The organism is Aquitalea pelogenes (assembly GCF_001515305.1).
In the GTDB taxonomy this organism is placed as follows: domain Bacteria; phylum Pseudomonadota; class Gammaproteobacteria; order Burkholderiales; family Chromobacteriaceae; genus Aquitalea; species Aquitalea pelogenes.
The window spans coordinates 13,001-38,824 of record NZ_LNQV01000009.1 but is presented as its reverse complement, the minus strand read 5'-3'; the positions used below and the strand labels follow the sequence as shown (position 1 = coordinate 38,824).

The 25,824-nt window shown below is 61.0% G+C and carries 21 protein-coding genes and 1 pseudogene; 7 read left to right on the top strand and 15 right to left on the bottom strand.

Features of this window, described 5'->3' with window-relative positions; all coding sequences use genetic code 11:
• Window positions 1-15: 15 nt before the first annotated feature.
• From rapZ to AWT75_RS05455, 10 genes and pseudogenes are all read right to left on the bottom strand, one after another.
• Window positions 16-858 (bottom strand): RNase adapter RapZ, encoded by an 843-nt coding sequence (gene rapZ / locus AWT75_RS05500; RefSeq protein ID WP_045845543.1) that lies wholly within the window; start codon window positions 856-858, stop codon window positions 16-18.
• Window positions 839-1,795 carry an HPr(Ser) kinase/phosphatase gene (gene hprK, locus AWT75_RS05495; RefSeq protein ID WP_045845544.1) on the bottom strand — a complete coding sequence of 319 codons (957 nt, stop codon included), beginning with the start codon at window positions 1,793-1,795 and terminating at the stop codon, window positions 839-841. The genes rapZ and hprK overlap by 20 nt, the downstream gene beginning before the upstream one ends.
• Complete coding sequence (gene ptsN, locus AWT75_RS05490; protein ID WP_045845545.1) at window positions 1,788-2,252, bottom strand: PTS IIA-like nitrogen regulatory protein PtsN; 465 nt, start codon at window positions 2,250-2,252, stop codon at window positions 1,788-1,790. The genes hprK and ptsN overlap by 8 nt, the downstream gene beginning before the upstream one ends.
• A gap of 121 nt (window positions 2,253-2,373) precedes the next feature.
• Window positions 2,374-2,699, bottom strand: a pseudogene (hpf, locus tag AWT75_RS05485) (ribosome hibernation-promoting factor, HPF/YfiA family).
• A 71-nt stretch (window positions 2,700-2,770) separates the two neighbouring features.
• On the bottom strand, window positions 2,771-4,195 hold the full coding sequence (locus AWT75_RS05480; RefSeq protein WP_045845547.1) for an RNA polymerase factor sigma-54: 1,425 nt from the start codon (window positions 4,193-4,195) through the stop codon (window positions 2,771-2,773).
• Between the two features lie 3 nt (window positions 4,196-4,198).
• Window positions 4,199-4,930, bottom strand: coding sequence for an LPS export ABC transporter ATP-binding protein (gene lptB, locus AWT75_RS05475; protein WP_045845548.1), 732 nt, complete (start codon window positions 4,928-4,930; stop codon window positions 4,199-4,201).
• Window positions 4,927-5,478, bottom strand: coding sequence for a lipopolysaccharide transport periplasmic protein LptA (gene lptA / locus AWT75_RS05470; RefSeq protein WP_045845549.1), 552 nt, complete (start codon window positions 5,476-5,478; stop codon window positions 4,927-4,929). Before lptA ends, lptB begins: the two co-directional genes overlap by 4 nt.
• Window positions 5,468-6,028 (bottom strand): LPS export ABC transporter periplasmic protein LptC, encoded by a 561-nt coding sequence (gene lptC / locus AWT75_RS05465; RefSeq protein WP_045845550.1) that lies wholly within the window; start codon window positions 6,026-6,028, stop codon window positions 5,468-5,470. The genes lptA and lptC overlap by 11 nt, the downstream gene beginning before the upstream one ends.
• On the bottom strand, window positions 6,025-6,549 hold the full coding sequence (locus AWT75_RS05460; RefSeq protein WP_045845551.1) for a KdsC family phosphatase: 525 nt from the start codon (window positions 6,547-6,549) through the stop codon (window positions 6,025-6,027). Before AWT75_RS05460 ends, lptC begins: the two co-directional genes overlap by 4 nt.
• An 18-nt stretch (window positions 6,550-6,567) precedes the next feature.
• Window positions 6,568-7,548 (bottom strand): KpsF/GutQ family sugar-phosphate isomerase, encoded by a 981-nt coding sequence (locus AWT75_RS05455; RefSeq protein ID WP_062788041.1) that lies wholly within the window; start codon window positions 7,546-7,548, stop codon window positions 6,568-6,570.
• Between the two features lie 218 nt (window positions 7,549-7,766).
• On the opposite strand from AWT75_RS05455, the gene AWT75_RS05450 reads away from it, so the two are divergent.
• Window positions 7,767-9,734 carry a monovalent cation:proton antiporter family protein gene (locus AWT75_RS05450; protein WP_062788153.1) on the top strand — a complete coding sequence of 656 codons (1,968 nt, stop codon included), beginning with the start codon at window positions 7,767-7,769 and terminating at the stop codon, window positions 9,732-9,734.
• Window positions 9,735-9,816: 82 nt separating this feature from the next.
• Here the strand turns inward: AWT75_RS05450 and AWT75_RS05445 are convergent, their stop codons facing one another.
• The 3 genes from AWT75_RS05445 to aguA all read right to left on the bottom strand — a co-directional run bounded on the left by AWT75_RS05445 (window position 9,817) and on the right by aguA (window position 15,346).
• Entirely contained in the window at window positions 9,817-11,967 is a 2,151-nt protein-coding gene (locus AWT75_RS05445) for an AsmA family protein (RefSeq protein WP_062788036.1), read from the bottom strand.
• A 312-nt stretch (window positions 11,968-12,279) separates the two neighbouring features.
• Window positions 12,280-13,947, bottom strand: a complete 1,668-nt coding sequence (locus tag AWT75_RS05440) for a SulP family inorganic anion transporter (RefSeq protein WP_062788034.1) — start codon at window positions 13,945-13,947, stop codon at window positions 12,280-12,282.
• Between the two features lie 292 nt (window positions 13,948-14,239).
• Window positions 14,240-15,346: an agmatine deiminase gene (aguA, locus tag AWT75_RS05435; RefSeq protein ID WP_062788151.1), complete on the bottom strand. Its 1,107-nt coding sequence runs from the start codon at window positions 15,344-15,346 to the stop codon at window positions 14,240-14,242.
• A gap of 196 nt (window positions 15,347-15,542) precedes the next feature.
• Between aguA and AWT75_RS05430 the strand changes: the two genes are divergently transcribed.
• From AWT75_RS05430 to AWT75_RS05405, 6 genes are all read left to right on the top strand, one after another.
• Window positions 15,543-16,457 carry a LysR family transcriptional regulator gene (locus AWT75_RS05430; protein WP_062788149.1) on the top strand — a complete coding sequence of 305 codons (915 nt, stop codon included), beginning with the start codon at window positions 15,543-15,545 and terminating at the stop codon, window positions 16,455-16,457.
• 184 nt (window positions 16,458-16,641) lie between these two features.
• A complete protein-coding gene (locus AWT75_RS05425; RefSeq protein WP_062788031.1) occupies window positions 16,642-18,348 on the top strand; it encodes an amidase in 1,707 nt (568 codons plus the stop codon).
• Between the two features lie 198 nt (window positions 18,349-18,546).
• Window positions 18,547-19,368, top strand: a complete 822-nt coding sequence (locus tag AWT75_RS05420; protein ID WP_062788029.1) for a helix-turn-helix transcriptional regulator — start codon at window positions 18,547-18,549, stop codon at window positions 19,366-19,368.
• Between the two features lie 126 nt (window positions 19,369-19,494).
• Window positions 19,495-21,114, top strand: a complete 1,620-nt coding sequence (locus AWT75_RS05415) for an amidohydrolase (RefSeq protein WP_062788147.1) — start codon at window positions 19,495-19,497, stop codon at window positions 21,112-21,114.
• 76 nt (window positions 21,115-21,190) lie between these two features.
• Window positions 21,191-22,285 (top strand): extracellular solute-binding protein, encoded by a 1,095-nt coding sequence (locus AWT75_RS05410; RefSeq protein ID WP_062788027.1) that lies wholly within the window; start codon window positions 21,191-21,193, stop codon window positions 22,283-22,285.
• 32 nt (window positions 22,286-22,317) lie between these two features.
• A complete protein-coding gene (locus AWT75_RS05405; protein WP_082695972.1) occupies window positions 22,318-23,847 on the top strand; it encodes a DUF3138 family protein in 1,530 nt (509 codons plus the stop codon).
• Window positions 23,848-23,891: 44 nt separating this feature from the next.
• On the opposite strand, the gene AWT75_RS05400 is transcribed toward AWT75_RS05405, so the two are convergent.
• Entirely contained in the window at window positions 23,892-24,371 is a 480-nt protein-coding gene (locus AWT75_RS05400; RefSeq protein ID WP_082695971.1) for a DUF3237 domain-containing protein, read from the bottom strand.
• Between the two features lie 103 nt (window positions 24,372-24,474).
• The gene (locus AWT75_RS05395; protein WP_062788021.1) at window positions 24,475-25,695 is read right to left on the bottom strand and encodes an MFS transporter; all 1,221 of its coding nucleotides are present in this window, start codon (window positions 25,693-25,695) and stop codon (window positions 24,475-24,477) included.
• Between the last annotated feature and the right edge of the window lie 129 nt (window positions 25,696-25,824).

Genomic DNA, 25,824 nt, shown 5'->3' with positions numbered 1-25,824 from the left:
CGGGCAGGTGACCGGTCAGGATTCGCGAAACAACTGGCGATGTCGCAACAGGACCTGTTCGGCTGGAAAGGCCTTGGCCAGTTGTTCGGCAATAAAGACAGAGCGATGCTGACCACCGGTACAGCCGATGGCCACGGTGAGATAGCTGCGGTTTTCCCGGCTGAATTCCGGCAACCATTTCAGAATCATGCAGCGGATATCTTCGGCCATCTGGGCGACCAGCGGTTGCCCTGCAAAGAAGTCGATGATGGGTTGGTCGCGACCGGTAAACGGGCGCAAAGCCAGGTCGTAATAGGGATTGGGCAGGCAGCGGACGTCAAACACGAAGTCGGCGTTCAGCGGTACGCCATGCTTGAAGCCGAAGGATTCGAAAATGATGGTGAGCCGGCTGCTGTCTGCTTCCACCAGTTGCTTGATGGCCGTTTTCAAGGCATTGGCAGACAACTCGCTGGTGTCTATGCGAATACCCATTTCCTGCACGCTGGCCAGCAGTTCCTGCTCCAGCTGGATACATTCCTCCACCGTGGAGCCGCTACCCGACAGCGGGTGCCGGCGGCGGGTTTCGGAAAAGCGCTTGACCAGGGTTTCCGGCTTGGCCTCGAGAAACAGCAAGCGTACATCCACGCCTTGCTGACGCAGCTTGTCCACCTCGGCAGGCAGTGCGCCCAGTGAAGGGCTGGAGCGGGTGTCCACGCTGATGGCAATCTGCTGGTAGCCATAATCGGCATAAAGCGACATGGCTTCATGCAGCATGGTGGCTGGCAGGTTGTCCACACAGTAAAAGCCGGAGTCCTCCAGTGCGCGCAGGGCGATGGATTTGCCGGAACCGGACAGGCCGCTAATCAATATCAGGCGCATTTTCCTGATCTCTGAGGAAGTTGGTATGGCGTTCGATGAACTCACGGGTACTGTCGATACCACGCAGTTGCAGGATGTAGTTGCGCACAGCCGCTTCAACCAGCACCGCAAGGTTGCGACCCGCCGCCACCGGCAGCACTACCTTGCGCACCGTCACGCCAATGATGTCCTGGGTTTCCGACTGGATATTCAGCCGGTCCAGGGCCTGCATCGCCTGATCGTTGGCCTTGACCAAGTGAATAATCAGTTTTAGCACCTTTTTCGGGCGCACGGCGGTTTCGCCAAAAATGGTACGGATATTCAGGATGCCCAGGCCGCGCACTTCCAGAAAGTCGCGCAGCAGCGGCGGGCAACGGCCTTCCAGGGTTTCCGGGCCGATGCGGTACAGTTCCACCGCATCATCGGCCACCATGCCGTGACCACGGGAAATCAGTTCCAGCGCCAGTTCGCTCTTGCCCATGGCCGAGTCGCCCATGATCAGCACGCCGATTTCCAGCACATCCAGAAACACGCCATGCAACACGGTGGAAACCGCCAGTGCGCGAGCCAGATAGATGCGCAGTACATCCATCAGGTAGGGGCTTTCCAGCGGCGTGCTCATCAGCGGCACATTGTGGGTGTGGCAGTAGTCGCGCAGCAGTTTGGGCACTGGCTGGCCATTGGCCACCATCACCACCGACATGGTTTTGTGGAACAGTTGGTCCAGCGCGGTCTTGGCAGCGGATTGTTCCAGCCGGTTGAGATAGTCCACCTCGGCCAGACCGAGCACTTGCACCCGGTTGGGGTGAATGAAATTCAGGTGGCCGACCAGGGCCAGGGTAGGGCGTTGTTCATCGTTGCCGATGGGGCTGTCCGCGCCGCCGGTTCCTGCTACCCAGGTCAGGTTGAGCTTTTGCTGGTTGTCCTGATACAACCGGCGCACGGTAATGCTAGGCATGGTTGGTATTCCATCCGGTGAGCAGCTGGTACAGATCGGCACGCGAGCTTGCGCTGAGCAGTTGTTCACGCAGCTGTTTGCTGGAGAACAGCTGTGCCAGTTCCGAGAGTACCTGCAAGTGCAGGTCGGTTGCCTGTTCCGGCACCAGCAGGACAAACAGGCTTTGTACCGGCTTGCCATCCGGCGCATCGAAAGGAATCGGGTTCTTCAGGCGAATGAACACGCCTGCCGCTTCCTTGAGCCCTCTGGCACGGCCATGCGGAATGGCCACCCCTTGGCCAAGGCCGGTGGAGCCCAGTTTTTCCCGGGCAAACAAGCAGTCGAAAATTTCACTGCGGGCGATGCCGTGGGTGTTTTCGATAAGGAGGCCCACCTGCTCGAAGACGCGCTTCTTGCTGGCGACATCCAGGTCCGGGAGGATGTGATCCTGTGTCAGGATTTTGCCAATCAGGCTCATAGGAATGGTTGCACGCGGCTACAGAAACTGGCCAATTCTACGTTGCCTTCATCAAAATGAAAAAGGCTCCGAGCAAATAAAAACGGGAACCCGCCGGGTTCCCGCATCGAATACTTAATGTTTACAAGCTGGCTTCCTGTTGAACCTGTGGGCTTGTTGCACGGTGTTCGCTTTGTTTTTCCTTGTGCTTGAGTACCTGGCGATCGAGCTTGTCCATCAGCGCGTCGATGGCAGCGTACATGTCGGAGTCGGTGGCCTCTACATGGATATCCTTGCCGGAGAGGTGAACATTCACTTCCGCCTTGTGCACCAGCTTGTCTACCGACAGGGTGACAGCAACGTCAATCACGTGATCGACATGGCGGGTGATGCGTTCCAGCTTGGTTTCACGAATTCGCGGATGGCCGGGGTTACTTCGAGGTGGAGACCGGTTACTTTGAGGTTCATACCCTAACTCCTTCTTGTGTTGACTGCCCGGTCGGGTCGGCCGGGCGAGCGGATATACTTCAAGGCGTGAATCACAATGCCTTGCGCAGATTGACCGGCGGTATCTGCATAGCTTCACGATACTTCGCAACGGTGCGTCTTGCAACCTGAATCCCTTGCTTGCCCAGTTCGTCGGCAATGGCGCTGTCCGAAAGTGGCTTGGCCGGGTTTTCACCGTCTATCATGCGGCGGATATGCGCCTTGATGGCCGTTGCCGAGCATTCGCCGCCGCTGTCGGTTTCCAGTGCACTGCCAAAGAAATACTTCAGCTCGAACAGACCACGAGGGCAAAGCAGGTATTTCTGCGTAGTGACGCGTGATACGGTCGATTCATGCAGGCCAAGTTCGTCTGCGATGTCCCGCAGGATAAGAGGCCGCATGGCGACTTCACCGTGTTCAAAGAACGCTTGCTGTCTTTCGACTATAGCTTCTGACACTTTCAGAATGGTGTCAAATCGTTGCTGGATGTTCTTGACCAGCCATTTGGCTTCTTGCAGGCGGCCAGTCAGTTCGCCTGCGCCAGCGCGGTTTTCCGACAGCATCTGGGCATACAGCTGGTTGACGCGCAAGCGCGGTACCGCGCCGTTATTGAGTTCAGCCACCCAGTGACCACGCCGTTTGCGCACGGTGACATCCGGAATGACATAGTGCACGTCTTCGCCGCCGAAACCGGACGCCGGGTGAGGGGTCAGCCGGGCGATCAGTTGCTGTGCCTGGCGGATGGCTTCGTCATCCACGCCCAGAATGCGCTTCAGGCGGGTGTAGTCGCGGTTGCCCAGCAGCGTCAGGTGCTCGGCCACAATCTGGCGTGCCAGTGCATGGCCGGGCTCGTTGGCGGGCAAACGGGCCAGTTGCAGGCCAAGCGACTCGGCCAGGTTACGCGCGGCAATGCCGGGGGGATCGAATTGCTGTAACAGGCGCAGCCCGACCATCAGTTCATCGGTTTCCAGTTCCAGTTCCAGCGGCAGGTTGCTGGCCAGTTCTTCCAGATCGGTAGTCAGGAAACCGTTGTCGTCCAGTTCTTCGATCAGCAGCTGGACAATGGCCTGGTCGCGGGTGGGCAGGGTCAGTTCACCCAGCTGCGCCAGCAGGTGTTCGCGCAGGCTGACCGGGCAGGGTACGTTGAGCATGGGGTCGAATTCATCGTCCCCGTCGTTGCGGCGGCTGCCACTGCCCCAGTCGGTGAGTTCGCCATTGCTGGCGTCCTGGCTGTTGTCACCATCGCTGCTGTCCGACGCCGTGCTGGTGGATTCTTCCTGGGCAGCCGGCGTTTCTGCCGGGCTGCTGTCATGCGAGGGCGGCTCATCGCCGCGTTCCAGCATGGGGTTGTCCAGCAAGAAGCGTTCGACTTCTGCCTGCAGGTCGAGCGTGGACAGCTGCAACAGCTTGATGGACTGTTGCAGTTGCGGCGTGAGGGTGAGTTGCTGTGAGACCCGCAGCTGTAGTGACTGTTTCATGGCTTACAGGTGGAAGTGCTCGCCCAGGTAAACCTGGCGCACTTTCTCGTTGTTGACCAGTTCTTCCGGCTCGCCGGAAGCCAGTACCGAACCATCACTGATGATGTAGGCGCGATCGCAGATGCGCAGGGTTTCACGCACATTGTGGTCGGTAATCAATACGCCAATGCCACGCTGTTGCAGGAAGGTGATGATTTTCTGGATGTCGATGACGGCAATCGGGTCTACACCGGCAAACGGTTCGTCCAGCAGGATGAAGCGCGGGCGGGTGGCCAGTACGCGGGCAATTTCCACCCGGCGGCGCTCGCCACCGGACAGTGCCAGCGCGTTGCTTTCGCGCAGGTGGGCGATATTGAGGTCGTCGAGCAACAGGCTGAGTTCCTGCTCCAGTTTGTCGCCCTTGTAACCGGCAATTTCCAGCACCGCCGTGATGTTCTCTTCCACCGTCATCTTGCGGAAAATGGAAGCTTCCTGCGGCAAATAGCCCAGTCCAAGGCGGGCGCGCTGATGAATGGGCAGGTGGGTGATACTGTTGCCATCCAGCGTGATTTCACCTTCATCGGCACCGATCAGTCCGACGATCATGTAAAAGCTGGTGGTTTTGCCGGCACCGTTGGGGCCAAGCAGGCCGACCACTTCCCCGCTCTGGATCTGCAGGGCGACGTCCTTCACTACCGTACGTTTTTTGAAGCGCTTTTTCAGGCGCTCCACTTTCAGGATGCTGGGGCCGCTCATGGAGTGCTTCCGTCCGTTTTCTTGGCAGGGCTGTTGTCTCTGGGCTTGGGCTGGATGATGGCGGTCACGCGGCCGCCGTTGCTGCTGGCACCGCTGCTGACTTCATACATTTCGGTTTCGGTGTTGTAGGTAATGACATTGCCGATGACCAGATCACTGCCACGCTTGACGCGGGCATTGCCGGTGAGCACGGCAACGTGGGTGACGGTGTTGTAGTCCAGCTGGTTGGCCTGGCCTTCGATCCATTCGTTCTTGCCGTCCATTTTCTGGCGGAAGTTGACCTGGCGTCCGGTGGCCTGCATGGTCTGGTTGCCCTGTTTGTCCTGGGTGACCGTGGCGCGGTCGGCATTGAGCTTGAGTGTGCCCTGGATGATGACGACATTGCCTTGCCATACCGTGACGCCCTTGAGCTGGTCGAGGTTGCCCCGGTCGGCACTGATTTCGATGGGCTTGTCCCGGTCGGCCTTTTCGGCATGGGCGGTCTGGATGGCGCACAGGCCGAGGGCCAGCCAGGCCAGCCGGATAAAGCGGCGGCAGTTATTTTTCATAAGTGGCCTTTGCGTTGGACAGCAGCTGTAACTGACCAGCCTGCTGCTCGTAAATGAAGCCCACGGCACTGCCGCTGGACTTGCCATAGTAGAAGTGCGTGAGGGTGTCGGCGCGGGCAATGTGCTTGACGGTGTCAATGCGCATATTGCTGCTGACTACGCGGGTTTCCTGTTGCGTGGCGGTGGCTGGCTGGATCAGCGTGACCTTCTTGTCGAACAGTACCTGTTTGGTCTTGCTGTTGTAACGGCCGCTTTCACCAATGGCATGGTAGGCCAGTACGCCATTCTTGTAGCTTTGCAGGTCCGGCGATTCGAAATACGACTCGGTGCGGTCCGGGTATTGCCACATGCGGCTGGCAATCATCTTGTCCTGCAGCATGCCTTTGGGGTCGAAGCGGGTGGCCATCACGCCCTGCGCCACGACTTCTGGCTTGTTCGGGTCCAGCTCGTGTTTGCTGGGCTGCCAGCGTGACACGGCATCCAGCCATACGGTCAGCAAGCCGGTGATCAGCACCAGCAGGATGGGAAACAGGCGGTGCGAACGGATCATGCCAGATACCGTGCCACGATGGCGTCAAAATTGCCTTGCGCCTGCATGATCAGCTCGGCCAGTTCACGCACTGCGCCCTGACCGCCGGGGAAGCCGGTGACATAGTGCGCATGCTGGCGCACCAGGGTGGGGGCAGCTGGCACGGCCACCGCCAGGCCGACACGGCGCAGAACCGGCAGGTCGATCAGGTCGTCGCCGATGAAAGCGCATTGTTCCAGCGTGACATCCGCCTGTTGCAGCAACTGGTTCAGAGCTTCCTGCTTGTTGTGGATGCCACCGAAGTAAAAGTCGATGCCCAGTGCCTGCGCGCGGTGTTCCACGCAGCGGTCGGCCCGCCCGGAGATGATGGCCAGCCGTACGCCGGTGGATTGCAACAGCTTGAGGCCCAGGCCGTCCTGCACATAGAAGGACTTGCTCTCTTCACCCTGGGCATTGTAGTAAATGCGGCCATCTGTCATGACGCCGTCAACGTCCATGATCAGGAGCTTGATCTTGCGGGCTTGTTCGGTAATGGCTTGCATGGGCTTCCTTGTTGGCGGCTAGACGACGCCGGCCTTGAGCAGGTCGTGCATGTGGATGGCACCGGCCAGCTTGCCGTCGGCATCCACCACCAGCAGGCTGGTGATGCGGCGCTGTTCCATCAGGTGGACAGCCTCGGTGGCCAGCTTGCTGTGCAGGATGGTTTGCGGGGCAGGGCTCATCACCTGGTCGATCTGCAGGTCGTAGATATTGCCGGAGCGTTCCAGCGTGCGGCGCAGGTCGCCATCGGTATAGATACCCTTGATGTTATTGTCCGCCGTGGCAATGGCCACCATGCCCAGGCGCTGGTGCGACATTTCCAGCAAGGCATCTTTCAGCGGCGTGCCGGGCAATACGCGCGGCAGTTCGTCGCCGCAGTGCATCAGGTCCTTGACATGGACCAGCAGACGCCGGCCCAGGCTGCCGCCGGGGTGTGACAGGGCAAAGTCTTCCGGGCCGAACTGGCGGGCATCCAGCAGGGTGACTGCCAGGGCATCGCCCAGCGCAATCTGCACCGTAGTGCTGGTGGTGGGGGCCAGGCCCAGCGGGCAGGCTTCTTTTTCCACCTGGGTGTCCAGCAGGATGTCGGCTTCGCGGCCCAGCGAGGAAGCGGGGTTGCCGGTCATGCCGATCAGCACCAGCCCCTTGCGCTTGAGCGCGGGCAGCAGGGCAACCACTTCACCGGATTCGCCGGAGTTGGACAGGGCGATGACCACATCCTGTGCGGTAATCATGCCCAGGTCGCCGTGGGCGGCTTCGGCCGGGTGAACAAAAAAGGCCGGGCTGCCGGTGCTGGCCAGCGTGGCGGCGATCTTGCGTCCGACATGGCCGGACTTGCCCATGCCTGTTACCACAATGCGGCCACGGCAGGCCAGAATGGCATCCACGGCGCGCAGAAAATCGCCGTTCAGGCGGCCTGACAGGGCCAGAATTGCATCCGCCTCGGTCTGCAGCACTTCACGTGCCAGATCGAGCCGGGAGCTTGTTTGCGCTTTTTCCATAGGGGAAAGTATATCAAAGGTTATAATCGTCGGAGGCAGAAGCTGGTGCATCTTTTGCTTGGCGTGTGATTTTGCCCTGTCATGGCGTGATGCACCTGCCTGCCTTTTTGTTCCTGACCATGCGCTTGCCGGATGGTCGGGGCGCTTGATCATTGCCTCGTGCCGTGCTGCTTGTCATGGCTTTATTTCCCGCTTTTTCACAGGAGATGGTTGCGTTCATGCATTCGCTCGCCCCGATTGTGCTGGTTTTGCTGGCTGCCGTGTTGTCCGTTACCTTGTGTCGCAGCTTGCGCGTACCGCCTATGCTGGGCTACCTGGTGGTGGGTTTCCTGGCCGGACCCGGTGTGGCCAGCGTGATTCCGGAAGGCGAGGAAACGCAGTTCCTGGGTGAAATCGGCATCGTGTTCATGATGTTCTCCATCGGGCTGGAGTTCTCCCTGCCCAAGCTGCGGGCCATGCGCCATCTGGTATTCGGCCTTGGCCTGGCGCAGGTGGTGGTGACCTTGCTGCTGATTGCCGTGGTGATGGGCTGGCTGACCGGCTCTGCACTGTCCGGCTTTGCCGTGGGGGGCGCGCTGGCCATGTCATCCACCGCCATTGTCAGCAAATTGCTGACCGAGCGGCTGGAGCTGAACCTGCAGCACGGACAACTGGCCATCGGTGTGCTGCTGTTTCAGGACATTGCCGTGGTGCCGCTGCTGATTCTGCTGCCTGCCTTTGCCGGTGGCAGTGAAACCCTGTGGATGGACCTGGGCCTGGCTGCGGTGAAAGTGGTGGCGGTGATGGCCTTGCTGCTGTTTTTCGGCCAGCGCCTGATGCGCCCCTGGTTTCATCTGGTGGCCAGACAGCGCTCGGGCGAGCTGTTCATGATCAACGTCTTGCTGATCACCCTTGGGGTGGCCTGGCTGACCGAGTTGTCCGGCCTGTCGCTGGCACTGGGTGCCTTTGTGGCCGGCATGCTGATTTCCGAAACCGAATACCGCTATCAGGTGGAAGAGGACATCAAGCCTTTCCGCGATATTCTGCTGGGCTTTTTCTTTGTGACCGTCGGCATGCGCCTGCAATTGCCCATCCTGTACCAGCGCTTTGGCGAAGTGGCGCTGATGCTGGGCTTGCTGCTGCTGGCCAAGCTGGGCATCGTGTTTGTACTGGGGCGGCTGCTGCGTCACCAGCCCAATCACTCCATGCGTGCCGGCCTCGCCCTGGCGCAGGGTGGTGAGTTCGGCTTTGTGCTGCTGGCCTTGTCCGGCAACCTGGGCCTGATTGCCGAAAGCACCGAGCAGGCCGCCATTGCCGCCATCCTGCTGTCCATGCTGGTGGCACCCTTCATGATCATGCACGGCGAAGCCATCACCCGCCGTCTGGTGAAGCAGGACTGGATGATGCAGGCGCTGAACCTGCACCACTTGCTGGTGGAAAGCATGGGCAAGTCCGACCATGTGCTGATTTGCGGCTATGGCCGTAGCGGTCAGGCGCTGGCCCGTTTGCTTGAGACGGAAGACATTCCCTTCTTTGCGCTGGACATGGACCCGGAACGGGTGCGTGAGGCTGGCGAGGCTGGCGACCCGGTGGTGTTTGGCGATGCCGGCAAGAAAGAAGTGCTGGTGGCCGGTGGCCTGATGCGCGCCAAGGTGGTGGTGGTGACCTTTGCCGATACCCATGCGGCGCTGCGCATCCTGCATACCGTACAGTCTGCGCGGCCTGATCTGCCGGTGATCGTGCGCACGGTGGACGACAGCGATATCGACCAGCTGCGCAAGGCAGGGGCGGATGAAGTGGTGGCCGAGGTGATGGAGGGCAGCCTGATGCTGGCTTCGCAAGCGCTGATGGTGCTGGGGGTGCCGCTGAACCGGGTATTGCGCCGTATCCGTTCGGTACGTGAAGAACGCTATAACCTGTTCCGTGGCTTCTTTCGCGGTACCAGTGATGATGGCGAGGGGCTGGACGAGGCCCTGGTGCCGCGCTTGCTGAGCATTCAGGCCTGCCCTGGCGCGCATGCCATCGGCCATCCGCTGGGGGCCTTGCAGCTGCAGGCGCTGGGGGTGGAGGTCAAGGCCATCCGCCGCAACAGTATTCGCCGGCTGGATTTTGACGACAGCTTTGAAATCGCCGCCAATGACGTGCTGGTGGTGCTGGGGACGCCGGAGCAACTGGCCCTGGCTGAAAGCCGTATCCTGCAGGGGTGATCTTGCAGAGCTGATGCCAGGTCTGGCATGACAAAGGCCGTGTCACCGACACGGCCTTTTGCTTTGGCTGACTGAACGGGGCTCAGGGCAGAATGGTGGTGATCTGCTTTTTCAGTTCCTGCTTCAGCGCCTGCTGCTTTTCACCTTCGGTCTTCTTGCCCTTCACCATGGCGTTGAAGTCCAGCGCGTAAACCGGGGCATTGAGCGGGCCGGTAATCTTGAGTGGCACGTTGACGCCCTTCAGGCGGCTGAATTCTTGCGGATTGGCCTGCACATCCATGGTGTAGTCCACAATATTCTGCGTCAGGTCGACCTTGCCAGCACCTTTGACATTCACCAGTTGCGAGGCCAGCTGCATGTTCTGACTGCGTGCCACGCCCTTGTCCAGGCGGAAGGCGGCGGACAGGGTGGAGAAGGTGGTTTTCTGGTCGGCTTGTGCCGGGGAGTTCCATTCCTTCAGTTCTGCCGGCAGGTTCTTCAGTGCGGCTACCAGGTCGATACCGGTCAGCGCGCCCTTGTTCAGGCTGGTTTCCACATTGCCGGTCAGGGTGTTGCGCAGTTCGAGGAAGGACTTGCCGTCCGCAGTCACGTCGATCTTGCCATTGCCCTTGCCATCCAGCCGGTTGAAGTTGAGCAGGTCCACCAGCAGCGGGCGGATGTTCATGTCCTTCAGTGTCTGCTTGACTTCCAGATGCGGTGTATCGCGGCGCGCCAGCAGCATGTCGCCTTGCAAGCGGCCCTGGTAGATGTCGGCGGACATCTGGTCCAGCTCCAGTTCGCGCGGGTTGATGCGCACGCTGGCGTTGAGGTTGTTCATGCGGAAGCGGCCCATGGCCAGTTCGCCGACGGCCACTTTGCCGGTCAGGTCGAAGTAGTCCAGCCAGTCCAGCGGAATCGGCTTGCCGTCCTGGAAAATGGCCACCGGATCGCCCTTGCTCTCGGGCAGATAGCGGTTCAGGTCCAGCTTGCCCACCGACAGCGTGACTTCATGCCGTGGCTTCATCAGGCCAAACTGGCTGACGGTGACCGACAGGTCCGAGCCATCCAGTTTGCCCGCCACGCGCAGGTTGAGGCGGGGCTCGTCCAGATCACCATCCAGCGCACCTTGCATGCTGGACACCAGCTTGCCGCGCGGCAGCAGCGGGGTAGTGACAGTGGCGGTCATGTTCAGGGGCTGCATGCGCAGCTGCTTCATGCCCATCAGCGCCAGCGGTGCATCCAGCTTGAAGTTGAGACGGGTATCACCGGCTTGCCAGTTGAAATTGCCATTCACCTTGTCGGCAGCCATGCCGCCTTCGGTCAGTTTCAGGTTGTCCAGGCCCGCGTCCAGCTGGTACTGGCTGTGGGCATAACTCAGCTTGCCACTCAGACGGCCGGTGGGAATGCTGACTTCATTGAAGCTGGCATTGAGCTCGGGCACCTTGAGTTCCAGCTGGCTGCTGGGCCGCTCGCTGCTGAAGCGGAAGCTGAGGTCCTTGCCGGAAGTCTGCAAGGTGGCAAAGTTGAGTTTGTACTGGCCGGTGGCGGCAAACTTGCTTTCGCCAAGGCCGGGTACTTCGGAAATGGCCACGGCGTCCAGCTTTTCCAGGCTGACCTGATCATCCTGAATGGTGAGCGGGGTGCTGACCGCCAGGCGGATGGGGCGCTTGCCATTGCTGAGAATGGCAGCGGCGGTCAGACTGGCGCCACTGCGCAGGTCGTCGGCGTCCAGGCTGACGGTATCCAGCTTCTGTTCGGTCCCGCTGCTGTGATCGCTATACAGCAAGGTACCTTCACGGACGAGCAGGCGGTCCAGCTTCATGCTGACGGTGCCGGGGGAGCGATGCAGCAGCAGGTCCATGATGGACAGCCGGCCATCGGCACCACGGGCAATGCTGGCGGTGACGCCATGCATTTCCAGCGCCTTGATTTCGCGGTTGCCGGTAAGGAGCGGAATCCATGACAGATAGACATCCAGCTGTTCCACCCGGGCAAAGCTTTGCTTGCTGCCAGGTTCGCTGATGTTCAACTGGTGAATGCTCAGGCCCGGGGACGGGAATAACAGCGGCGTGATCTTGCCTTCCACCGCGACCTGTCGTCCGGTGTCATTCAGTGCGCTGCTGAGGGTCTTGCGCACGGCGGCTTCATCAAACTGCCAGAAAATGAGGGCCTGTATCAGTACGAACAGCGCAATGACTGAGCCGCTGCCGTAGACGGCAATTCGTAGCCATAGCCGGCCGGAGTTCCATTTCATGAGTGCATCTTCGGGGGGCTAAGCGGAGTGTTTCATATGCAAGCATGCGGTGGCTGACAGGGATAAGGCAGCCGCTTGCCCGAGTTTGGCGAAGCCAAAATATTACCGGGCAGCCCGCATTTGTAAAGCGCGAATTTTAGCATGAAATGCTGCCAGCGGCCCGGGATGGCTGGAAAGGCCCGTCACATGGGCGGCCCAGCCCCGGGATGGCTGGCGGGGCCGGGACTGGTTTACCGTTTTTAACCGGGTGGCAGCCAGATGATGCTGGCGTGGTACGGGGGGAGGGGGGATGTAGCAGAAAGTGCTAAGGGCTTACTCGCGCCCGGTTTGCATGAAGTGGATGAAGCGCGGCTGTGCCGGCTGGACTGCTCCGGCACGCCCGGTCCGGCGTTGTCGTGCCGCCACCGGTCGGGGCGAAGGTGCTGCGGGATGGGCGCAGCTGGCCGACATGCCCCATTGTTGCAACTGGCTGGCAGTCGCTCCGTCCTGGCACAGCAATTGCAGACGGTAGCCATGTTCATCGCACCATTGGTGCAGGCGGTGCAGGGTTTGCATGGCCGAACTGTCCAGGCTGGCCTGGCGCAGGCATAGCTGCACCAGATCGCCACGGGACAACTGTGCCGCGATGGCAGCTTGCAACTGGTCGTGCAGGCGGCTGGCCGAACCGAAGTACAAGGGGCCGCACAGCTCGGCCGTCAATACCGCGGGCTGCTGGCTGCCGGTATCGGCAGGCTGCAGGCGGATGTCCTGCAAGGGGTTTTGCTGACTGGCGCGATAGCAGAACTGCCAGGCAGACAGCACCAGACCCACCACGATGCCGGCAAGCACATTCATGGCCAGAAAGGTGAGCATGGTGCTCAGTAAAATACCGCGCTCTGCCCGTGCCAGCGCCGGCCAGCGTTGCAGCCAGTGGCTCAGCAGTTCCACCCCGAAATACATTAATACCCCGCCCAGCACATAAGGCTGGATCAGGCCCAGCATCCATTGTTGCTGCCAGATGGCCAGCAGGCAGCAAGTGACAAAGCAGATGGCCAGCGGCCAGCGCCGGGCACCCATGCGGCCCGCCAGCAGGCTGTCGGACAGCATGATGCTGACCGGGGGCGTGGCGCACAATGCAGAGGCCAGGCAGGCCAGACCGTTGACCCGCATTTCCTGGTTCAGATCTGCCCTGGCCTGCTGCGCCTGATCCAGCGCCATGATGTTGCTGGTGCTACCCAGCATGGCCATCAGCGCGGCGGCCAGGGCAGTAGGCAGTGCGGACAGCACTTCCTGCCATAGCGGAAGTTCCAGGCCGGGCCACAGGGGGGCGGATGACTGCTGCAGCGCTGTGGCTGACGTCGGTCCGAACAGGCAGGCCAGCAGCAGCAGTGCAGTCAGGGTGGCGGGGTGATCCATTTTGCGCATGCACAGCAACAGCAGGACGCCAAAGCCCACTCCCCAACCCAGTTGCATTGCCTGGCCGCCGTCCAGCTGCCAGCTGGCAGGCTGGGTCAGCGACAGGTTGTGCCCGGCGGCAATGCTCAGGCCGAACACAATCAGCAGCAGGCCGCTGCTGGCCATGAAGGCTGCCAATACCGGATAGGGCAGGCAGCGGGCCAGCTGTCCTGCGCGCAAACGGGCGGCCAGCAAGAAGGCGGCGCCGGTCAGCAGGGCGGTCAGGGCGTTGATGCACAGCAAGGTGGACAGCACCTGCCCGGTCGACCATGGTCGGCCCAGCAGATGCAGGCTGCTGGCGGTAACCAGGGCGGACAGGATGACCATGGCCGGTTCATCCAGTCCGGGAATGGCCAGTTTCAGCCGGCTGTTAGCGGCAAGCAGCAGCATGGCCAGGCAGCAGGATGCCATCATCAGGGTGAACAGCAGTGGCCGCAGCGTAGCGGCATGCAGGGCGTTGCCCAGCAGGTCGGAAAAGGCTGCGTTGACGGAAATGGCAATGCTGGCGGTGATCAGCCCGGCGCTGATGCTGTGAAAGCTTTTCATCTGTCGTGTCCCATGCCTGGAGTGAAACCGTCATGCCCTTGGCCGGTCTGTGCCGGATTGCCCGCTGTCCAGTGCGGTGCAGGTGACGGAGCTGATGGCAAGGCGGCTGTGGCGCACAGGCATTGGCCATCAATCAGGTATGGTTTGATCTTAAGAGGATTGCGTGGCCGGGGACAATAATGCAAACAGACTATGCCTTTGTGCTGGAGCGTTCACAGGCAAGGCCTGGCAAATGAAAAAGCCAGGCGCAAGGCCTGGCTTTTGTGGTGCCCGATTCAGTGGAGAGAAGTGCTTAGCTCGCCTTGCCTGCCGGAATCTGCTGGGTGATGCAGTGGATGTTGCCACCGCCCAGCAGCACTTCACGCGCCGGTACGCCGACAATGCGGTATTCCGGGAAGATTTCCTGCAGGCGGCTGGCGGCCGCGGCATCAGTGCGCTCGTCCAGCAGCGGGAAGATGATCTGGCCGTTGCTGATCAGGAAATTCACATAGGAAGCCGCCATGCGCTCGCCCACTTCACGCGGGACGGCCTGACCGCTGGCTACCACGCCGGCGGTTTCTTCTGCGGTGTAGTACAAGGGGCCCGGCGACAGCATCTTGTGGATCTTCAACTGGCGGCCCTTGGCATCGCGCGCTTGCGACAGCACTGCATAGGCGGCCTGCGAACGCGGGTATTGCGGGTCGTTTTCATCGTCCACCCAGTGCAGGATCACCTCACCCGGGCGGGCAAAACAGCACATATTGTCGATATGGCCGTCGGTTTCATCCATGAACACGCCTTCGGGCAGCCAGATGAAATGGCTGACGTTCAGGTATTCGGACAGCAAGGCTTCAATCTGCTGTCTGGACAAATGCGGATTGCGGTTGGGGTTGAGCAGGCACTCGGCGGTGGTCATCAGTGTGCCTTCACCATCGACATGGATCGAGCCGCCTTCCAGCACCAGCGGTGCGGCGTAGCGGTCAAAGCCATGGTGAGCCAATACCTGGCTGGCCACTGCGCTGTCCTGATCCCACGGGTGATACAGGCCACCGTTGAAACCGCCCCAGGCATTGAACTGCCAGTCCACGCCGCGCACCTGGCCAGCCTGGTCGATGACCACGGTGGGGCCGCTGTCGCGCATCCAGCAGTCATCGCTGTTCATTTCCACCAGCGTCACTTCGGCGGGCATCACGGCACGGGCTGCGGCCATGCATTCTTGCGGCACGGCCATGAACACCGGGGTGGCTGCGGCAATGGCCTTGGCGATGGCGGCAAAAGTCTGCTGTGCTTCGCGTCCGGCATGGCGCCAGTTATCCGGGCGCTGCGGCCAGATCATCCATACCGCTTGTTGCGGGGCCCATTCGGCCGGCATGTGAAAGCCGTCGGCGGCAGGCAGGCTAGTGTGCGTTGTGCTGTTCATTGAAATCACCATGCAATGATTGATGCCATCGGAAGTTTTCAAGACATCGTGCAGCTGCAGTGCAGTCCGGCGGTGCGACAAGTCAGCCGGTTTTGTCTGCCATGCACGAGGAAGTGATTGACAGACGCAGTCTAGGGAGAGGCAAACTATTCAGCAAATGAACAATACGAATACTTTCATAAATACGGTGAATGATGTGAAATTGCATCAGCTGGACCTGAACCTGCTGCTGGCGCTGGATGCCCTGGTCAGCCTGCGCAGCGTCACGCGGGCGGCGGAGAAACTGTTTGTCAGCCAGCCGGCGATGAGTCATTCGCTCAACCGCTTGCGGGCATTCTTCAATGACCCATTATTGGTGCGCTCTCCACACGGCATGCAGCCCACGCAAAAGGCGCTCTACCTGCAGCAGGGCGTGCATCAGGCGCTCAGCCTGTTGCAAAGCCACTTCAGCCAGCCCGAAGCATTCGACCCGGCCACTTCGACGCGCCGCTTCACCCTGTGCACCACGGATTACGTGGAATGCGTGCTGATTCCGCCGCTGGTGAAAAAGCTGGCGGTGGAAGCGCCCAATGTCCATATCGACATCACCATCCTGCGGGAAGAGATTCCGGAACTGGCGCTGGCTGACGGGGAAATCGACTTTCTGCTGGGTTTTGACGAATACATGAAGATTCCCAGCTATCTGTGCCGGGAAACCTGGCTGAACGAGCCCTTGATCGGCATCTTGCGTGCCGGCCACCCTTTTTGCAGCGACCGGCTGACCCTGGCCGACCTGATTGCCTTGCCGCATGTCTTCCATGCGCCACTGGGCAATCTGGGCTCGCCGATGGATGACTTTCTGGCCGCGCGCGGCTTGCAGCGCAAGATTTCGGTACACAGCCAGAGCTATATGGCGGCGGCGGCCATTGTCAGCCATACCGACCACCTGTTCATCCTGCCCAAGAAAGTGGCGGCGATGATGGCAGGCTACTGGCCGCTGAAGATGGTGGCGCTGCCGGAGGAGTTGCCTGGCTATCACCTCAACTGCATCTGGCATCCGGTGCAGGACAGCAACCCGGCGCTGCTATGGCTGCGTGGCTTGATGCGCAGCCTGATCGAATCCACCGACTAGCTGCGTACAGCTGGCAGCCAGGTATTCGTCGCATGAATGGGTGTATCAAAATGAATCATTTTCCCGCATGAGCCGGACTCTTGTAGATTAGCCGCCATATTGCGTCATCGCCCATGCCTGCGCTTGGTGCAAGGCTGTCAGCGTGACGGGAATGAAACCCGTCTTCTTAAGTGGAGGTAGAAGCATGATCGAGGTTACCGAGCTATCCATTGCCGAGCTGCGTGCCGCGCTCGAATCCGGGCGTACCACTGCGGTGGAACTGGTCCAGGCCTATCTGGCACGGATAGCGGCCTACGATGGCCCCGCCACGGCAACCCGGCTCAATGCAGTGGTGGTGCCCAATCCGGAAGCCATGCGTGAGGCCGAAGCCTCCGACGCGCGCCGTGCCCGTGGCGAAACGCTGGGCCCGCTGGACGGCATTCCCTACACCGCCAAGGACAGCTATCTGGTGAAGGGGCTGACCGCCGCTTCCGGCAGCCCGGCCTTCAAGGAGCTGGTGTCCCAGCACGATGCCTTCACCATTTCCCGTCTGCGCGCAGCTGGTGCCATCTGCCTGGGCAAGACCAATATGCCGCCGATGGCCAATGGCGGCATGCAACGTGGCTGTTATGGCCGCGCCGAAAGCCCCTATAACGCCAACTACCTGACCGCGCCGTTTGCCTCCGGCTCGTCCAACGGGGCCGGTACTGCCACTGCCGCCAGCTTCGCGGCCTTCGGCATGGCGGAAGAAACCTGGTCTAGCGGGCGCGGCCCGGCATCCAATAACGGCCTGTGCGCCTATACCCCGTCGCGCGGGGTGATTTCGGTACGTGGCAACTGGCCGCTGACCCCCACCATGGACGTGGTGGTGCCCTATGCCCGCACCATGGCCGACCTGCTGGAAGTGCTGGACATTATCGTGGCAGACGACCCGGTCACCCGTGGCGACTTGTGGCGCCTGCAACCCTGGGTGGCGATTCCCAAAGCCTCCAGCGTGCGACCGGCAGCCTACCCGGCCCTGCTGTCCCGGCCCGAAACGCTCAAAGGCAAACGCTTTGGCGTGCCGCGCATGTATATCAACAAGGACGAACTGGCCGGCACCAGCGCTGCGCCCGGCATTGGCGGCCCCACCGGCCAGCGCATCCATACCCGCGCCTCGGTAATCGACTTATGGGAAGCCGCGCGGCAGGCGCTGGAAGCCGCCGGTGCAGAAGTGATTGAGGTGGATTTCCCGCTGGTGTCCAACTGTGAAGGCGACCGTCCCGGCGCACCTACCGTGGCCAATCGCGGCATCTTGCCGCCGGACTTCCTGCACGATGAATTATGGGAATTGTCCGGCTGGGCTTTCGATGAATTCCTGCGTGCCAACGGCGACCCCAGGCTCAACAAGCTGGCGGACGTGGATGGCCCGCAAATCTTCCCGCACGACCCCGGCACCCTGCCCAACCGCGAGGGCGATCTGGCAGCCGGCATGGAAGAGTATGTCAACATGGCCAAGCGCGGACTGAAGTCCTTCGACCAGATTGCCAGCGTGCCGGACGGCCTGCGTGGCCTGGAGAAAATCCGCAAGATGGACCTGGAAGACTGGATGGACGAACTCAAGCTGGACGCCGTGCTGTTTCCCACCGTGGCCGACGTTGGCCCGGCGGATGCTGACGTCAACCCGGCTTCCGCCGACATTGCCTGGAGCAACGGGGTGTGGGTGGCCAATGGCAACCTCGCCATCCGCCACCTGGGCGTACCCACGGTGACCGTGCCGATGGGCGTGATGGCCGATATCGGCATGCCGGTGGGCCTGACCTTTGCCGGACGTGCTTACGACGACAACGCGCTGCTGCGTTTTGCCAGCGCCTTCGAGGCTACCGGCAGCCGACGGATGATTCCGCCGCGCACCCCGGCACTCGGCCAGTAAGCCACAACAGCCGTACAAAGCAGAAAAAGCCAACCCTTGCCGGTTGGCTTTTTGTTTTGCAGCAGGGCAGGGTTGTACGGCAGGAGCGTGCAGGGGCCTGCTGCATGGCGCGATTTGTGCTTTCGATCTGGCTATCCGTCACATCAATATATAGTGTGGCTGAAACGGATACCCGATCAGCCGGCATGAGGAGGCAGGATGCAACAGACCATTGCACTGGACACGGCAGGTGGCTTGCTACAGAGCCTGGGGACTGCTCAGTTCACCACGCGCCTGTGGAGCTGGCTGCACGGAGTGGTCGACCCGAGTTCCTATCACATGACCGCACTGCGCTTTCGCCGTGACAGTCAGCAGCAAGCGGTGGAACAGCTGGATGTGCTGTTTTTTGCCGGTAATGCCGACCCGGAAGAAACCCGGCTTGCCCTGTCGCTATACCAGCAGGACATGGAGTGGAAGCAGGATCGCCAGTTATTGCAGTTCATCGAACAAGTGCAGGACCCGCAGCTGGTGTTGTCGCGCAACGAGGTTTACCCGCCTACCGCCTATGGCCGCATGATTGCCCAGAGCCCGCTGGGCGAAGAGTGCAGCTTGCTGGGCTGTGAAACCGACTATGTGTATTTGCTGTCGATCTTTCGCAACCGCCACACGCCTTCCTTTACCCTTGGCGAACTCAGCCGCCTGCGCCAGACCTGTCATTTCCTCATTCCCTTGCTGGCCCGGCATGCCCAGCTGAGCACTCCTTGCATCACCCCGTCGCAAGACACCCTGTTGCAGTATTTCGACCGTTGCCTGCAATGGGCTGGAAAACAGCTGTCCGGGCGCGAGCGGCTGATTTGTCACGCCATGCTGCAAGGCTGGTCGGTGCCGCAGATTGCCGAGCATGTTTCCATCAGCCAGTGCAGCGTGCGCACCTATATGGAGCGGGCGCTGGCCAAAATCGGTGTCACCAGCAAGTCCGAACTGTTTGCCTGGTGCGTGACGGTGGAGCAGCGTCACCGCCCGCCTGCGGCCGTGTCCTGAAATCCGAGGACAGACAGTCAGCCCCGCCTCCCGCCATGATCAGGACTGGTTGCACACGGTTCTGCCAAGGGGCGCAACAGCCTCCTGATGCATGACCCTGTGCCGGTCATGAATCAGGAGGCAGGCATGCAGTATCCCGAAAAAATCTATTACAACGGCAGCATCCATACCGGCAACGACTTCAGCACCATGCACACCGCGCTGGCCATTGGCGGCGGCAAGATCATCGCCAGCGGCGATGACCAGACCATGCTTGCCATGGCCGGCAGCCAGACCGAGCGGATAGACCTTGGCGGCAAGCAGATCATCCCGGCCTTTGTCGATGGCCATGCCCACCCGCTGGAAGGGCAGCAAATGGTGGGCGATACCGACCTCGACCGGGCCGACAGCGCCGCAGGAGTGCTGCAGCTGATCCGCGAGGCCGCCATTGCCCAGGCGGAGGAACCCTGGGTGTTTCTCGGCGGCATTGATTTGAACGTATTCGGCAGCTACCCCACCCGTCAGCAACTCGATGCCGCCCTGCCGGACCGCCCCTTGCTGCTGCTGGGCCACGATGTACACAGCGGCTGCCTGAATACCGTGGGCCTGGCGGCTGCCGGCATCGGCCCCGACACCCAGGACCCCAAAGGGGGCATCCATGAGCGGGAGCCGGGCAGCCGGCAGCCCAGCGGCGTGGTGCACGAAGCCGCCCTGTACCGGCTGTTCGGGCTGATTCCGCAACTGGGCCCTGCCCGTTATCCGCAGTCCTTGGCCAAGGCCATCGCCATGGCGCACCGTCTGGGTATTACCGGCTGGTTCGACGCCCGGGTGGATGAAGGCCTGCTGCAAGCCTATGCGGCTGCGCGGGATGCCGGCACGCTCAAGCTGCATGTCAGTGCCGGCCTGCTGGCCACGCCACGGCATGATCCCGCGGCACAGATTGCCCGCTTTCAAGACTGGAAACGCCGTTACGCAGGCGACACCCTGCACGTGCATACGGTGAAGATCTTCATTGACGGGGTGACCGAATCCCATACCGCGGCCTTGCTGGAACCCTATCCGGGTACACAGGACCGAGGTCTCGCGCTGTGGGAGCAGGGCGCGCTGAATGAAATTGTCGCCATGGCCGATGCCGCCGGTTTCGACCTGCACTTTCACACCCTGGCCGACCGTGCCGTGCGCATGGCGCTGGATGCACTGGAATGGGCTGCCAGGTGTAATGGCCCGCGTGACCGCCGGGCACAACTGGCCCATTTGCAGCTGGTGCATCCGGACGACATGCCCCGCTTCAGCCCGCTTGGCGCCATTGCCAGTGTGCAGGCGCTGTGGACCGCTGCTGCCCCGCAGTTGCAGGCCCTTTACCAGGAAATCCTGGGCCGCGAACGGGCCGCACAAAGCTATCCGTTACGCAGCCTGCGCAACGCCGGCGTCATGCTGGCCGGTGGTTCGGACTGGCCGGTTTCCACCATGGACCCGCTGGCCATCATGCAGACCGGTGTCACCCACCAGCCCACGGATGACCCGGCAGCAGAAGCCTGGAACCCGGACGAGCGCCTGGACCTGCAAGTGATGCTGCAGGCACACACCGTGAACGCCAGCCATGCGCTGCGCTTTGATGATTGCTGCGGCCTGTTGCCGGGCCATGAGGCCAATTTCCTGATTCTGGAGCGCAGCCTGTTTGCGCAACCGATACAGCAGCTGCAGCAGACCCGGGTGCTCTGCACGGTGTTCCGTGGGGAAGCCGTGTATGGCGCGGATACGGATTGAAACGCAGTCGCTGCCTGATTCCCGTTTGTTCACACCATGCCGCCAGCAGAGCGGCCATCACTACAAAGGCTGAGAAATGAAGAAACTGATCCATACCTGTTGTGCGCTCGCCCTGCTGGGCGGCGTGTCCGGCCATGCGGCAGCCGATGCCGGTCAGGTCAATGTCTACAACTGGGGCAATAGCCTGGCGAAGGACAGCAATGCCAACTTCCTCAAGCAGACCGGCATCAAGGTGCGCTATCAGGAGTTCGACAGCAATGACACCCTGATGAGCAAGCTGCTGGTGGGTAATTCCGGTTACGACGTTGTCGTCCCCTCCGATGCCTACTTTGGCCGCCAGTTGCAGGCCGGCATGTTTCGCAAGCTGGACAAGAGCAAGATTCCCAATCTGGCGAAGCTGGACCCGGCATTGATGAAGATTCTGGAAGGCAGCGACCCCGGTAATCAATACGGCGTGCCGCTCAACTGGGGCACCGACGGCATCGGCATCAATCTGCAAAAAGTGGAGTCCGTACTGGGCAAGGGCGTGCCGCTCAATACCTGGGACATGCTGTTCGACCCCAAATACATGGCCAAACTGTCCAAGTGTGGCGTGTCGGTACTGGATTCGCCGGTGGACATGTTCGGCATGGGCTTGTACTACCTGAAAAAGAATCCGCTGAGCACCAATCCGGCCGATTACCAGGAAGTATTCAAGCTGCTGAAAACCATCCGGCCCTATATCGGCCAGTTCAATTCCAGCAGCTACGCACCCGATCTGGCCAGTGGCGATATCTGCATGGCCTTCGGTTATTCCGGTGACGTCAACACTGCCCGCATGGCGGCGCTGGCCGCGCACAAGCCTTACACCATCCAGTACATCCTGCCCAAGGAAGGCAGCGTGATCTGGTTCGACGTGATGGCTGTTCCCAAGACCGCCCCCAATGTCGATGCCGCGATGAAATGGATCAACCATGTGATTTCGCCCAACGAGGCCGCGGCACTGAGCAACGAAACCTTCTACCCCAGCGCAGTACCGGCGGCCAAGCCGCTGATCCGGCCGGAAGTGCTGTCCGACCCGACGGTTTACCCCAGCGCCGCCGAAATGAAAAAGCTGTTCACCGTGCGCGCCCTGCCTACCGAAATCATGCGGCTGGAAACCCGCTTGTGGCAGGAACTGAAAACCCACTGAACGTCATCGCTTAGCCATTCGGGGTAAACATCATGCAAAGAAAACTGATCGCCATGGCCGTCATGGCCCTGCCGGTGATGGCGCACGCCGGTAGCGACAGCAGCACCGCCCTGCTGCAAAAACTGGAGGCACTGGAGCAACAGGTAAAGGCCCTGCAGCAAAGTAATGCCCAGATTCCGCTGCTGCAGCAGCAAGTACAAAGCCTGCAACAGCAACTGGGCAGCAACAACACCGCAGCAAGTACTGGCAATGCGCCAACAGCAAGCGAAAGCGAGGAGCCGGAAACCCTGCAGCAAACCGTCAACAGCCTCAAGATCAAGGTAGACACGCTGAGCGAAGCGGCACAAACCGGGCCGATTGCCGGCCTGAGCGTAAGCGGTTTTGTTGACCCCATGTTCCTGTACAACCGCAACAGCAACTCTGCCGGTTTCCGCTTTCTCAACAAGAACAGCGCTTACAACTATTACGACAGCAATCTGGGCGATGTGTATCTGGACATCAAGAAAACCTTTGGCGTGGGGCCGGAGGCACCCAGCGTGGAGCTGGTCATCCAGCCCGACCGCGGCAGCGGTGCCAGCTTCAGCAGTGAAGGCGGCGGCCTGACCAACAGCATTTTCAACCAGGCCAATGTCAACCTGCCGCTCAGTTCCACCGGTACCCTGCAACTGGGCCTGCTACCCAGTCTGGCCGGCTATGAGCCCAATCCGGCCAATCTGACCCAGACCCTCACCCACAATCTGCTGTTCGACTTCAGTGAACCGGCATCCTATCTGGGCATGAACTACAAGCTGTTCACCAACAACTACCAGACGCTGTGGCAGTTCATGCTGGCCAATGAACAGCTCAAGTCCGCCGGTTCCATCGTTAGCCAGAACGGGCGCAGCAACAGTAACAGCACCCCCACGCTGGCGGCGCGGGTGGACTACCAGTACACCAGCTCGCTGGACCTGGGCTTTTCCGCCAATATCGGCCGCCAGACTATCTACACACCATCCAGTTGCACCAGTGGTTTTGGCTATCAATGCAATCTGACATCGCCCTTTGGCCGCTACTTTTATGCCGAAGCTGACCTGACCTATACCTGGTCGGACATCCAGTACAACGCCCAGCTGGATTACGGCCAGCAGGCACACGCAGCCTGGAATGGCGGCATGGCGCAATGGTATGGCTTCTCCTTGCTGGCGGCCAAAAAGTGGAATACCGACTGGCTGGGCAAGGTGGGTACGGTGGTGCGGGTGGACTACCTGAACAACAGCCGCAACGGTGGAGGTGGCAGCGGCATCCTGTATGGTCTGAGCGGTAACACGGCCAGCATTAATCCCACTAGCGGCTGGGGCGTGGACCAGCAATGCCTGAATGCTTCCAGCAACAACGGTATGGATTGCAAGGGAAGCAACCGCAGTGACATCGCACTGGATTTGCTGTTCTACCCGGCGGACAAAATGACGGTGAAGCTGGAATACCGCCATGACTTTGCCAGCAATGCGGTGTTCCAGCGCAGCGATGGCAGTCTGTCACGCAATAACGACATTCTGGCCACCCAGTTCATCTACGCCTTCTGAGCATGCTGCAGCAGCCCGCCTCGCCAGCGCGAGGCGGCTGTTTTTCAAGCCAGCCGGTAGATGGTAATGTCCACCCGGTCGGCCAGCGGATAATGCACTGTCCCGATAAAAACCTGATGGTTGACCCAGTGATGGGGGCCTGCGCCAGTCCTGATTTCGGGCTGGCAACGGCAGTGGTACAACTCAGCCGGAACCGGCCATACCCCGTTGCGTTCCTGCGCTGCGCCTGCGGGTGACAGATGCAGGAATCCCCGGTTATGCACCAGCAGCACCACACCATCATCCAGCTGCACGGCATAGTGGGCATCCATGATGCCAACCCCGTCCTCACGCTGCAGGTAATTGTCGAATCCACCCGGCAATACCCGGCCCGACAGGCCATCCGGCCCGTGCACCACGCCACCGGTGATCGGGTACAGGCAGCGGTAACCATCCTCCGTATTACCCACTGCCATTTCGGGGCCGATATCGACCGAGAGGTTTAACCACAGTTGCAAAGGCGGGGGGGCATGTACAGCTTGCATCGGCGCGCTCCAGTCACAAAAGGTGGGGAAACGCCAGAGGCTACCCCCACTGTCCTGCACTGGCTGTCATCGGATTCGCCGACAACACGCTGTGGCCAGATGCTTACCTCCGGCACCGCACCAGCAAGGCCAGCAAGGACGCCAGTGCAGCAAAGCCGGTGACCGCACTCCAGCCATACCCGGCCAGCAACATGCTGGCCAATACCGAACCCAGCGACATGCCGATGAACATGCAGACAAACAGTACTGCATTCAGTCGGCTGCGCGCCGCCGGGTCAATCCGGTAGATGACGGCCTGATGGGCGATCAGGCTGGCTTGCACGCCAAGGTCGAACAGCACTGCGCCAGCTGCCAGCAGGCCAAGCTGCGTGTTCAGCGACAGCATGGGTGCCAGACTCAGCATGACAAAGGCCATGGCAGCCAGAGCAGCACCGGCGCGGGTGACCACCTCCGGCCCCTTGCGATCCGCCAGATGACCGGCCAGCGGCGCAGCCAGCGCCCCGGCGGCACCGGCCAGGCCAAACGCGCCGGCAGCGGCACTACCCATATGGAAGGGGCTTGCGTGCAACATGATGGCCAGTGTGGACCAGAATGCGCTGAAGCCAACCGACAACAGTCCTTGCGCAATGGCCGCACGGCGCAGGGCACGGTGCTGGCGCCACAGGCCAAGCAGCGAGCCGAGCAAGGCGTGATAGGGCAGAGTAGTGCTGGGCTGAAAGCGCGGCAGGTAACGGCGGATGGCCAGGCCGATGCACAGGATGCTGGCAGCGGCAATGAAGAACATGGCCCGCCAGCCGTATTGCTCGGCCACCACTCCGCTGATGACCCGCGACAGCAGGATGCCTGTCAGCAAGCCGGTCATCACGGTGCCCACCACCTTGCCACGCTCTGCCTCGGCGGCCAGCGTGGCGGCAGCCGGTACGATGTCCTGGGCCAGTGTTGCGCTCAGGCCGATCAGCAGCGAAGCCGGCAGCAATATCGTCAGCGAAGGCGACAGCCCGGCCAGCAGCATGGCCAGCACCAGCACGGCAGCCTTGATCAGCATGATGTTGCGCCGGTCATGGCGGTCCCCCAGCGGGGCCAGCAGCAGAATGCCCAGCGCGTATCCCAGCTGCGTCAGGGTGGGCACCAGGCCGGTGGCCTGACCGGACGCACCGATATCGCCAGCCAGTACGCCCAGCATGGGCTGGCTGTAGTAAAGGGAAGCAACCGACAGCCCGGCACCGGTGGCCATCAGCCCGATCAGCGAGCGGGGCAGGGCGTGAGATTGGGTCGGTGTGGCCGACGGAGCCAGCGGATGTGGCAGGACTTTGGTGGAAGACATGTGCAGCCTCATGGATCAAGTGATGACCGTGACATCATGGCTGTGTGTGCGGTGCATGGGTAGGCGCGTGGATTGAAGATCTGTTATACGTATTGCGTATGACAGTACAAGGCTGACCATGATGGATGA

What these genes read in the sequence shown, in the direction of transcription:
- rapZ (WP_045845543.1), bottom strand. Translation starts at nt 858, where the DNA reads ATGCGCCTGATATTGATTAGCGGCCTGTCCGGTTCCGGCAAATCCATC.
- hprK (WP_045845544.1), bottom strand. Translation starts at nt 1,795, where the DNA reads ATGCCTAGCATTACCGTGCGCCGGTTGTATCAGGACAACCAGCAAAAG.
- ptsN (WP_045845545.1), bottom strand. Translation starts at nt 2,252, where the DNA reads ATGAGCCTGATTGGCAAAATCCTGACACAGGATCACATCCTCCCGGAC.
- AWT75_RS05480 (WP_045845547.1), bottom strand. Translation starts at nt 4,195, where the DNA reads ATGAAACAGTCACTACAGCTGCGGGTCTCACAGCAACTCACCCTCACG.
- lptB (WP_045845548.1), bottom strand. Translation starts at nt 4,930, where the DNA reads ATGAGCGGCCCCAGCATCCTGAAAGTGGAGCGCCTGAAAAAGCGCTTC.
- lptA (WP_045845549.1), bottom strand. Translation starts at nt 5,478, where the DNA reads ATGAAAAATAACTGCCGCCGCTTTATCCGGCTGGCCTGGCTGGCCCTC.
- lptC (WP_045845550.1), bottom strand. Translation starts at nt 6,028, where the DNA reads ATGATCCGTTCGCACCGCCTGTTTCCCATCCTGCTGGTGCTGATCACC.
- AWT75_RS05460 (WP_045845551.1), bottom strand. Translation starts at nt 6,549, where the DNA reads ATGCAAGCCATTACCGAACAAGCCCGCAAGATCAAGCTCCTGATCATG.
- AWT75_RS05455 (WP_062788041.1), bottom strand. Translation starts at nt 7,548, where the DNA reads ATGGAAAAAGCGCAAACAAGCTCCCGGCTCGATCTGGCACGTGAAGTG.
- AWT75_RS05450 (WP_062788153.1), top strand. Translation starts at nt 7,767, where the DNA reads ATGCATTCGCTCGCCCCGATTGTGCTGGTTTTGCTGGCTGCCGTGTTG.
- AWT75_RS05445 (WP_062788036.1), bottom strand. Translation starts at nt 11,967, where the DNA reads ATGAAATGGAACTCCGGCCGGCTATGGCTACGAATTGCCGTCTACGGC.
- AWT75_RS05440 (WP_062788034.1), bottom strand. Translation starts at nt 13,947, where the DNA reads ATGAAAAGCTTTCACAGCATCAGCGCCGGGCTGATCACCGCCAGCATT.
- aguA (WP_062788151.1), bottom strand. Translation starts at nt 15,346, where the DNA reads ATGAACAGCACAACGCACACTAGCCTGCCTGCCGCCGACGGCTTTCAC.
- AWT75_RS05425 (WP_062788031.1), top strand. Translation starts at nt 16,642, where the DNA reads ATGATCGAGGTTACCGAGCTATCCATTGCCGAGCTGCGTGCCGCGCTC.
- AWT75_RS05420 (WP_062788029.1), top strand. Translation starts at nt 18,547, where the DNA reads ATGCAACAGACCATTGCACTGGACACGGCAGGTGGCTTGCTACAGAGC.
- AWT75_RS05415 (WP_062788147.1), top strand. Translation starts at nt 19,495, where the DNA reads ATGCAGTATCCCGAAAAAATCTATTACAACGGCAGCATCCATACCGGC.
- AWT75_RS05410 (WP_062788027.1), top strand. Translation starts at nt 21,191, where the DNA reads ATGAAGAAACTGATCCATACCTGTTGTGCGCTCGCCCTGCTGGGCGGC.
- AWT75_RS05405 (WP_082695972.1), top strand. Translation starts at nt 22,318, where the DNA reads ATGCAAAGAAAACTGATCGCCATGGCCGTCATGGCCCTGCCGGTGATG.
- AWT75_RS05400 (WP_082695971.1), bottom strand. Translation starts at nt 24,371, where the DNA reads ATGCAAGCTGTACATGCCCCCCCGCCTTTGCAACTGTGGTTAAACCTC.
- AWT75_RS05395 (WP_062788021.1), bottom strand. Translation starts at nt 25,695, where the DNA reads ATGTCTTCCACCAAAGTCCTGCCACATCCGCTGGCTCCGTCGGCCACA.